The organism is Parvibaculum sp., from assembly GCF_049671045.1.
Taxonomy (GTDB): domain Bacteria; phylum Pseudomonadota; class Alphaproteobacteria; order Parvibaculales; family Parvibaculaceae; genus Parvibaculum.
On the sequence record NZ_JBATUH010000009.1, the window covers coordinates 1 to 8,218 of the forward strand.

At 65.8% G+C, this 8,218-nt stretch carries 7 protein-coding genes; all 7 read left to right on the forward strand.

Annotation, left to right across the window (positions count from 1 at the left end):
* A partial coding sequence (locus tag WBG82_RS00615) for a glutamate ligase domain-containing protein (protein ID WP_424420118.1) occupies positions 1 to 839 on the forward strand: 839 nt, incomplete at its 5' end.
* A complete protein-coding gene (gene murB / locus WBG82_RS00620; protein ID WP_424420120.1) occupies positions 836 to 1,762 on the forward strand; it encodes a UDP-N-acetylmuramate dehydrogenase in 927 nt (308 codons plus the stop codon). The genes WBG82_RS00615 and murB, both read left to right, overlap by 4 nt.
* Entirely contained in the window at positions 1,759 to 2,682 is a 924-nt protein-coding gene (locus WBG82_RS00625; protein WP_424420122.1) for a D-alanine--D-alanine ligase, read from the forward strand. Before murB ends, WBG82_RS00625 begins: the two co-directional genes overlap by 4 nt.
* Positions 2,670 to 3,683 (forward strand): cell division protein FtsQ/DivIB, encoded by a 1,014-nt coding sequence (locus WBG82_RS00630; RefSeq protein ID WP_424420124.1) that lies wholly within the window; start codon positions 2,670 to 2,672, stop codon positions 3,681 to 3,683. Before WBG82_RS00625 ends, WBG82_RS00630 begins: the two co-directional genes overlap by 13 nt.
* Positions 3,680 to 4,990, forward strand: coding sequence for a cell division protein FtsA (ftsA, locus tag WBG82_RS00635; RefSeq protein WP_424420126.1), 1,311 nt, complete (start codon positions 3,680 to 3,682; stop codon positions 4,988 to 4,990). Before WBG82_RS00630 ends, ftsA begins: the two co-directional genes overlap by 4 nt.
* A 184-nt stretch (positions 4,991 to 5,174) precedes the next feature.
* The gene (ftsZ, locus tag WBG82_RS00640; protein WP_424420128.1) at positions 5,175 to 6,836 is read left to right on the forward strand and encodes a cell division protein FtsZ; all 1,662 of its coding nucleotides are present in this window, start codon (positions 5,175 to 5,177) and stop codon (positions 6,834 to 6,836) included.
* Positions 6,837 to 7,043: 207 nt separating this feature from the next.
* A complete protein-coding gene (lpxC, locus tag WBG82_RS00645; protein WP_424420130.1) occupies positions 7,044 to 8,033 on the forward strand; it encodes a UDP-3-O-acyl-N-acetylglucosamine deacetylase in 990 nt (329 codons plus the stop codon).
* Positions 8,034 to 8,218 lie beyond the last annotated feature (185 nt).

Sequence of the window (8,218 nt, forward strand, 5' to 3'; positions counted from 1 at the left end):
TGTGCATCGACCATCCGGAGGTGCAGGCGCTCATCGGCCGCGTGCGCGACCGGCGCATCGTCACCTATGGCACGAGCCCGCAGGCCGACATCCGCGCGACCAATCCGCGCGTCGAGAAGGGGCTCAACGTCTTCGACGTGACGATCGCGGATCGCAAGAGCGGCCAGACGCGCGAACTTCCGGCGGTGAAGCTGCCGATGCATGGCCGTCACAACATGCTGAACTCGCTTGCCGCAATGGGCGTGGCCATTCAGATGGGCATTCCCGAGGCGAAGATCCGCAAGTCGCTCGAGAGCTTCGGCGGCGTCAAGCGCCGCTTCACCCATGTCGGCAAATGGAACGGCGTCGATATCTATGACGATTACGGCCATCACCCGGTCGAGATCGCCGCCGTGCTTCAGGCCGCGCGCTCTGCCTGCTCGGGCCGCATCGTCGCCGTCGTTCAGCCGCATCGCTACACGCGGCTTCACAATCTCTTCGATGAATTCTGCGCCTGCTTCAACGATGCCGACACGGTGATCGTCGCCGATGTCTATGCGGCGGGCGAAGCGCCCATCGAGGGAGCCGACAAGGCGTCTCTCGTTGCCGGGCTTCACGACCGCGGTCACCGCGACGTGATCGCGCTCGACGGACCGGAGGCGCTGCCGAAGCTCGTCTCCGAGATTGCGAAGCCCGGCGACTTCGTCGTCTGCCTCGGCGCGGGCAGCATCACCTATTGGGCGAATGCGCTTCCGGCCGATCTCGCCGCCCTTTCCACGAAGCCGAAAAAGGTGGCGGCGAAGGGTGACAAGACGGAAAAGCCTGCGAAGGCGAAAACGAAGAAGGGGAAAGGGAAATGATGGCGGCTCATGCGCCTGCTTCTTCCCTGATCGAAAGGCTCCCCAAGGTGCGCGGCGAGCTCATTGCAAATGCGCCGCTCGCGCCGCTCACCTGGTTCCGCGTCGGGGGGCCGGCCGAAGTGCTCTTCCGCCCGGCCGATGCCGACGATCTCGCCGCCTTTCTCGCGGGCACGCCCGCCGATGTGCCGGTGACCGTCATCGGCGTCGGCTCCAATCTTCTCGTGCGCGATGGCGGCGTCCCGGGCGTCGTCATTCGCCTTGGCGGTAAGGGCTTCTCGCATATCGAGGCGCTGGACGGCCACCGGCTGCGCGCGGGCACGGCGGCGCTCGATGTGGCGGTCGCGCGTGCGGCGCAGGAGGCGGGTATTACCGGTCTCGAATTCTATCGCGGCATTCCAGGCTCCATCGGCGGCGCGCTGCGGATGAATGGCGGCGCCTATGGCCGCGAGACGAAGGATGTGCTCGTCGAGGCCGTCGCCATCGACAGGCAGGGGCGGCGCCATGTCCTTTCCAATGCCGATATGGGCTACAGCTACCGCCATTGCGGCGCGCCGGGGGACCTCATCTTCGTCGAGGCGATCTTTCAGGGCGAGGCGGGCGACAAGGCCGAGATCCAGCGCCGCATGGACGAGATCACCGCGAAGCGCGAGGAAAGCCAGCCCATCCGCACACGCACCGGCGGCTCGACCTTCAAGAACCCGGAAGGGCATAAATCCTGGCAGCTGATTGATGCGGCTGGCTGCCGCGGCCTCGTCAGGGGCGGCGCGCAGGTCTCGGAGCTGCACTGCAACTTCCTCATCAATACCGGCACGGCGAGCGCGGCCGATCTCGAAGGTCTGGGCGAGGAAGTCCGCGCGCGCGTGAAGGCGAAGAGCGACATCGTTCTCGAATGGGAAATCAGGCGGATAGGAGAGCCGGCATGACGCGCAAGCACGTTGCCGTTCTCAAGGGTGGCTGGTCGCCGGAACGCGAGGTGAGCCTCGTCTCCGGGCGCGGCTGCGCCGATGCGCTCCGCCAGCACGGCTACCGCGTGACGGAGATCGACGCCGGCCGCGATCTCGCCGATCAGCTGCTCAAGGTAAAGCCCGACGTCGTCTTCAACGCGCTTCACGGCCGCTGGGGCGAGGATGGCTGCGTGCAGGGTCTGCTCGAGATCCTCAGCATCCCCTACACCCATTCGGGCGTGCTCGCCTCGGCGCTCGCCATGCACAAGGAGCGCGCCAAGGCGGTCTTCCGCTCCGCAGGCCTTCCGGTAGCGGAAAGCATCGTCGTTCCGCGCGAGCAGGCGGCGAGGGGGCATGTCATCGAGCCGCCCTATGTCATCAAGCCGGTGAACCAGGGCTCCTCTGTCGGCGTCTTCATCGTCCGCAAGGGCGAAAACCGTCCTCCGGTCGAGCTGACCTCGCCCGATTGGGATCTCGGCGAAGAGGTGATGGTCGAGCGTTTCATCGCCGGGCGCGAGCTGACCTGCGCCGTCATGGGCGAGGAGGTACTCGGCGTCACCGAAATCTTCGCGAGCACCGTGTTCTACGACTATGAGGCGAAATACGCGACGGGCGGCTCGCGCCATGAATTTCCGGCGAAGATCGATGCCGATGACTATGCGGAGGTGCAGCGTGTGACGCTCGCCGCGCATCGTGCGCTTGGCTGCCGTGGCGTCAGCCGCGCCGACTTCCGATTCGACGACACGAGGAAGGGCAAGCCCGAACTCATTCTCCTCGAAGTGAACACCCAGCCCGGCATGACGCCGACATCGCTCGTGCCGGAGCTTGCGAATCTCGCCGGCTATTCTTATGGCGAGCTGGTGAGCTGGATGGTGGAGGACGCGTCATGCGATCGATGAGCGGCAATCGGAACAGAACCCCCTCGCGTGCCGGCATCCGCGCCGTGCCGGGCAAGGGGCGCCGGGCCGCGAAAATCGCGCCCGGCCGCCGTCGCAACACGGGCGCCGAGCGCAGCTTCGGCCGCCGCTCCGAGCGGCCCGCTTCCCAGCTCATGCTCTGGTTCGACGAATTGCGCGAGGGCAATTTCCGCATGCGGCCCTTCACGGCCGCCACCATCGCGCTCATCGTCGGCGTCGGGCTCTATGGGCTCTTTGTCGGCGGCCATGTGTCGTCGGCCGCGCGCGAGGCCGCCTTTCAGGGCAACCGGCTTCTCGCGCTGGCGGGCTTCAGCGTGCAGGACGTGACGGTCACCGGCCGTTCGAATGCCGATCCCCAGGCATTGCTGGCGGCGCTGGGCGTCTCGCGCGGCGATCCCATCTTCGCCGTCGACACCGAGGCGGCGCGCCAGCGCATCGAGCATGTGGACTGGGTGAAGTCGGCGACCGTCACCCGCCTCCTTCCGCATGCGATCCGCATCGATGTCGTCGAGCGCGAGCCCTTCGCGGTCTGGCAGCGCGCCGGCCGGCTCTCGGTCGTCGACAAGGACGGTCAGCCGATCACGGACGAGAATGTTCAGGCCTATACCAATCTGCCTTTCGTCGTCGGCTTCGGCGGCGCGCGCGAAGCGCATGACGTGCTGGCGCTCATTCAGACGCAGCCGCAACTGCTCGCTCGCGTGCGCGCTTTCGTGCGCGTGGGCGGCCGGAGATGGAATCTCCGGCTCGAAAACGGCGTCGATGTGAAACTTCCCGAGGTCGGCGTCGAAAAGGCTCTTGCCGATTTGGCGAACCTCGATCAGACATACAAGATTCTTTCTCGCGATATCGAATCAGTCGACATGCGACTGCCGGATCGCGTGACGTTGGCGTTGACGCCAGAGGCAGCGAGCGCACGGGGCGATGCGTTGGCGGCGAAGGCCACTCGAAAGGTGGGCGCCGTCAGGGGTGGGGGCGATACATGAACATGGTCAGTCTCGGTTCCAGAGGATTCCAGGGACGTCCGGTTGCTGCGGGAAGGGCGGGCACCATTGCCGCGCTCGATGTTGGCTCGAGCAAGATTTCCTGCTTCATCGCCAGGATCGAGCCGGGCCGTTTGGCGAACGGCCATGCGCCGATCCGCGTCATCGGCATCGGGCATCAGGTTTCGAGAGGCATTCGCGCCGGCACGATCATCGACATGGACGCGGCCGAGGAGGCGATCCGGGTCGCGGTCGATGCGGCCGAGCGCATGGCCGGCGTCACCATCAAGGACGTGATCGTCGGCATGTCGGGCGCGGAGCCCAAGAGCCAGACCGTCGGTGTCAAATCCTCCGTGGCCGGACCCGAGATCACCGATGCCGATCTCGTCCGCCTCATCGGCTATGCCCAGGCGAACTTCCAGCCCGAGGGCCGCGACGTTCTGCATGCGCTTCCGACCAATTTCAGCATCGACGGCGCGCGCGGCGTTCAGGACCCGCGCGGCATGTTCGGCGAAACGCTGGGCGTCGATGTTCATATGGTCAGCGCCGCACGCGGGCCATTGCGCAATCTCGAGCTTTGCATCGACCGCTGCCATCTCTCGGTTCTTGCTACGGTGGTTTCACCCTATGCGAGCGGCCTTGCCTGTCTCGTCGAGGACGAGATGGACCTCGGCGTCGCCGTCATCGATATGGGGGGCGGCACCACATCGCTCGCCGTCTTCTTCGAAGGCGCCATGGTTTATTGCGATTCCGTGTCTATTGGCGGGAATCACATTACTAATGACATTGCGAGAGGACTTTCGACTCCGCTGGCGCATGCCGAGCGCATGAAGACGCTCTATGGCAGCGCGCTGGCCAGTCCGTCCGATGAAAGAGAGATGATTGACGTGCCTCAAGTGGGCGAGAGCGATGCCGATTCGGCGAATCACATTCCGAGGTCCATGTTGACCGGCATCATTCAGCCGCGGCTTGAGGAAACGTTCGAACTCGTCCGTGATCGGCTCGAAGCATCGGGTTATGCGCGCGTCGCGGGTCGCCGCGTGGTGCTGACGGGCGGCGCGAGCCAGATGAACGGCGCGCGGGAACTTGCCCATCGCATTCTCGACAAGCAGGTGCGCGTGGGCCAGCCGATCCGGCTGACCGGCCTTGCCGAGGCGACGGGCGGACCGGCCTTTGCGACCTGTGCCGGCCTTCTCACCTATTCGCAGATTTCGCCGCTCGAGGCGGCAGGCGCGGATGGCGACGAGGAAGCCAATGGGCGACCGGGCGGCTTGCGCAAGTTCAGCCGCTGGCTGCGGGAGAATTTCTGATGAGGGGCGTGGCGGAAACTCGTGCTTGCGCCGAATGCGGGGCCTTGAAAGGGGCAAAGAGCCGGCGTCGCCGAAGGCGAGGATTGAGCCGGTTTGCAGCGCCACCGGGCCGAGTGGTTGCTGCACTGCCGGAAAATGCGGCTGGACGGACCCCGATTATCCAATCTGTTTCGAGGAGGCTGACATGAGCATCAAATTGACGGTACCGCAGGCAAAGGAACTGAAGCCCCGGATCACGGTGTTCGGCGTCGGCGGTGCCGGCGGAAACGCCGTCAACAACATGATCGAGTCGGGTCTCGATGGCGTCGAATTCGTGGTGGCGAATACCGACGCGCAGGCGCTCCAGCTCTCGCTGGCGGAACGCCGCATCCAGCTCGGCGCTTCGATCACTGAAGGTCTCGGCGCCGGTTCGCGTCCCGAGGTCGGTTGCGCGGCGGCCGAAGAAGCCCTGCATGAGATCGTGGAGCACATTCAGGGTGCTCACATGGTCTTCATCACCGCGGGCATGGGCGGCGGCACCGGCACGGGCGCCGCGCCCGTCATCGCGCGCGCTGCGCGGGACGAGGGCGTGCTCACGGTCGGCGTGGTGACCAAGCCGTTCCAGTTCGAGGGCACGCGGCGCATGCGTCTTGCCGAAGAGGGCATTCGCGAGCTGCAACAATATGTCGATACGCTCATCATCATCCCGAACCAGAACCTCTTCCGGGTGGCGAACGAGAACACGACCTTCTCAGACGCCTTCGCGATGGCCGACCAGGTTCTCCATTCGGGCGTTGCAGGCATCACCGACCTGATGATGAAGCCGGGCCTCATCAATCTCGACTTCGCGGACGTCAGGACCGTGATGAACGAGATGGGCAAGGCCATGATGGGCACGGGCGAGGCGACGGGCGAGAAGCGCGCCGTCGAGGCCGCCGAGGCCGCCATCTCCAACCCGCTGCTCGACGAAGTGTCGATGAAGGGCGCGAAGGGCGTTCTCATCAACATCACTGGCGGCATGGACCTCACTCTTTATGAAGTGGATGAAGCGGCCAACCGCATCCGCTCCGAGGTCGATCCGGATGCCAACATCATCGTCGGCTCGACCTTCGATCCGTCAATGGACGGGCGCATGCGCGTGTCCGTCGTCGCAACCGGCATCGAGGTCGAGGAGCGCACGCAGCAGCGTCCTGCGGCGGAAGCCGCTGCGGCTCCGAAGGCGGTCGCGGCCGAGCGCGCGCCGGTCGTTGCGGCGGCGACTTTCGCCAAGCCGGCCCGCACGGTCGCGCAGCAGTCCCAGCCGCAGATGCACATGCAGCCGATCGCCGAACCCGAGCTGCCGGTCGTGGAGCGCGTCGCGCCGCCGCTCTCCGCCCATTACGATCCGCGCGAATATGAGGCCGAGGTCATCATTCACAAGCCCGAGCCGCGCATGCCGCAGCAGGCAAGGCGCGACGAGCCGGTCGTGAACCCGGCCGCCGTGCTCGCCGAGCCGAAGGCGCAGCCCTTCATTCCGGGCGATCTCGACCGTGTGCAGACTGGCAACGCGGAAGTTCCCGCCTTCATCGGCAACCGTGCGGCCCAGATGCCGCAGAGCCGGGCGCCGCGCAAGGGGCCGAGCTTCTTCGAGCGTCTGACGGGCGGCGGCCGTCGCCGCAATGAGGAGCAGCCCCAGCCGCCGCGCCGCGAGCCGGTCGCCTCTCGCGAGGTGAGCAGGCCCCAGCCGCAGCAGCAGCCGGAGCTGCCCAGGCCGCAGTCGCAGGCGCAAAGCCTCACTCAATCCGCCGAAGGGCGTCTCGTTCAGCCCTCGTCCTATGAGGAGGAGCAGCTTGAGATCCCGACCTTTCTGAGGCGTCAGGCCAACTGACGCTTCCACTGGCTGCGCCCGCGGGGGGCGCTGCGCGCGCGAAGCCCCGCCTGTTCCGGACGTGTCCGGGGCAGGCGGGGTTTTGCTTTGAAAGCAAGGGGTTAGAGCCCGTTTCAGAAGGTAACATTCTGAAAGAAACTGTTATTTGAGGCTTTATTTGCGCACTGCTAGAACCGCAGTGGGGTTCTCGGGGTGAAGGATAGTCCGGTGCGCAAGGCTGAGTTCGAAACCATCACGCTTGAAGAGGCGCGGGCGCATCGCCGCCAGCGCGCAGGCGCGCCCGCATGTCCTCAGATGACGCTGGCCGCGCCCGTCGCTCTGGAAGGCGTCGGGCTTCACTCGGGCCATGTGATCCACATGACGCTCCATCCGGCCGGGGCGGATTTCGGCATTGTCTTCCGTCGCACCGATCTCGACGGTGGCGAGGCCGCGACCGATATTCGCGCGCGCTACGATCAGGTCGGCGACACGATGCTGTCGACCGCGATCCGCAACCAGGCGGGAGCCTCGATCAGCACCGTCGAGCATCTGATGGCGGCGCTGGCGACGCTCGGTGTCGACAATGCCTTCATCGAGATCGACGGACCGGAAATTCCGGTGATGGACGGCAGCTCGCGGGTCTTCGTCGAGGCGATCGAGGCGGCGGGCCTGAAGGCGCTTGCAGCGCCGCGCCATGCCATTCGTATTCTGAAGCCGGTCATCGTCGAGGACGGTCTGAAGCGCGCCGCGCTGCTGCCGGGCGAAGGGTTCACGCTCGCTTTCGAGATCGAGTTCGAGAATCCGGTGATCGGACATGAAGTCATCGAGGCGGATTTCCATGCGCCGGATTTCCGCGAAGCTATCCTCTCCGCGCGCACCTTCGGCCTTCTCAAGGATGTCGAGGCGATGTGGAAGGCCGGACTCGGCCTTGGCGGTACGCTCGAGAACACGATCGTGGTGGATGGCGATCGCGTGCTCAACGAGGAAGGTCTGCGATTCGAAGATGAGTTCGTGCGGCACAAGGTGCTCGACGCGGTGGGCGATCTCGCGCTTGCAGGCGCGCCGCTCATCGGCCGCTATGAGGGGCTGCGCGCCGGCCATGCGATGAACAACCGGGTGCTCCGCGCCCTTTTCGCGGACCAGTCGGCTTATGAGATCGTCGAGCTTGGCGCTCCCGCCACCGAAGCCCAGCGCAAGGCCGCCATTCCCGCCGAATGATCGGCCATCCCCGCGCCGTGCCGCCCGCGAGGGCAGGCGCGGTCTGCCTTGCCTTTCATGCCGGCCCGCTATGGTTTCCGCACCCTATTTAGGCTAGAAACATGCACTGGCCCGATTGGGCGCCGGCGGCCAGTGCCGGCTTCCATGAGCCTCCGGACTCGCTTCGATATGGCCTTGTCCCGAAA

Bases quoted from the DNA above. Each gene is read 5' to 3' on its own strand.
- ftsZ (WP_424420128.1), top strand. From the start codon at position 5,175: ATGAGCATCAAATTGACGGTACCGCAGGCAAAGGAACTGAAGCCCCGG.
- WBG82_RS00630 (WP_424420124.1), top strand. From the start codon at position 2,670: ATGCGATCGATGAGCGGCAATCGGAACAGAACCCCCTCGCGTGCCGGC.
- WBG82_RS00625 (WP_424420122.1), top strand. From the start codon at position 1,759: ATGACGCGCAAGCACGTTGCCGTTCTCAAGGGTGGCTGGTCGCCGGAA.
- ftsA (WP_424420126.1), top strand. From the start codon at position 3,680: ATGAACATGGTCAGTCTCGGTTCCAGAGGATTCCAGGGACGTCCGGTT.
- murB (WP_424420120.1), top strand. From the start codon at position 836: ATGATGGCGGCTCATGCGCCTGCTTCTTCCCTGATCGAAAGGCTCCCC.